Origin of the sequence: Paenibacillus sp. MAHUQ-63 (genome assembly GCF_028765165.1) — a bacterium.
GTDB lineage: Bacteria > Bacillota > Bacilli > Paenibacillales > NBRC-103111 > Paenibacillus_E.
The window spans coordinates 1-1164 of record NZ_JARADB010000027.1 but is presented as its reverse complement, the minus strand read 5'-3'; the positions used below and the strand labels follow the sequence as shown (position 1 = coordinate 1164).

The window sequence follows — 1164 nt, the reverse complement described above, 5'->3', positions numbered from 1 at the left end:
CACCGGATACGTTGACTTTGATACGTTCGATGTTTTGGTCGCTTGTCAGATCATCCATGCTCAATTGGTTGCCTGCTGCATCATAAGCGACGATTGGCACATAAACATCTTTGTCGCCAGCCGCGATGACATCGTTCAGCTCGCCGATTTCAACTTTGTTTGCAACTTTGGAAGATTGGATCGAGATTTTGCCTGTTGCTGTTGCCGCTTGGTTGAACACCGTGAAGTTGTAGTCGCCAGCTTTGTCTACGTCGTTCAACAACGAGATTTTCACTTGCGGGATATCGTTTCCGTTATCTTCAACTTCAGTTTTCACATCGCCAGCAGCAATGTAGTCATTCCAGATCACGGTTGTGTCGCCGAACAATTTCGTTGTGTTGGAATCGTCTTTGCTGTACACTTTCGCGTTCATCAAGGAATCATAAGAAATCGTACCGCCGTATTGGTCAAACAGGTTCAGGTCGAACTTCACGTTCTCGCCTTTGCCATTCAGTGCTGTACCTACGGAGTAACGAGCTGCACCAAGCTCAAGCTTCGTCAAGATCGGTTGTGTACCCAGCTTGAAGTTCTTTGTAGCTGTGATGTGGCTGTCGTTGTTTACGATTGTCACAGGAATCACAGATACGCCTTGTGTTGTGTTTGCATTAGCTGTATCCAATGTGATCAACAAAGTACCATCAGTGTCTTTGGTGATTTTCGTGAAAGTTGCAGCCGATGTGTACACGTTGTAAGAACCAGCGTTTGTTGTTGCATTCTCACCGTATTGGTTGGAAGCTTTCACTTTTACGATCGTTTTGTCAGCATACGCAAGCGTGTCCCCAGCATTTACGAAGTCAATGCTTTTCAGCACTTCATCTTCACCTGTGAAAGTAGCGGATGTTTTCTCAACGGTTGCTGCATCCAAACCGGAAACTGTTACCGTGTACTCGCCTTTGCTAACTTTAACATCAGACAGCGTCAGTACCGCGGATTTCTTGTCATCAGCGAATTTAGCTGTTGTAGCAACTTCCGTTGTACCTTTTTTCAATGTCAATTGAGCTTTTTCAGTGTCAACCGGTTTGTTGAATGTTACTGTTACTTGTTGAGCGCCTGTTGCTTTCGCACCAGTCATGGATACTTTACCAGCCGGTACGTATTGTTGTTTCGCTTCATAAGCACCTGTCA

At 45.4% G+C, this 1164-nt stretch carries 1 pseudogene; it reads right to left on the bottom strand.

What is annotated here, in order from left to right:
- Positions 1-1164: pseudogene (locus tag PUT07_RS35730) on the bottom strand (S-layer homology domain-containing protein); the annotation flags it as partial.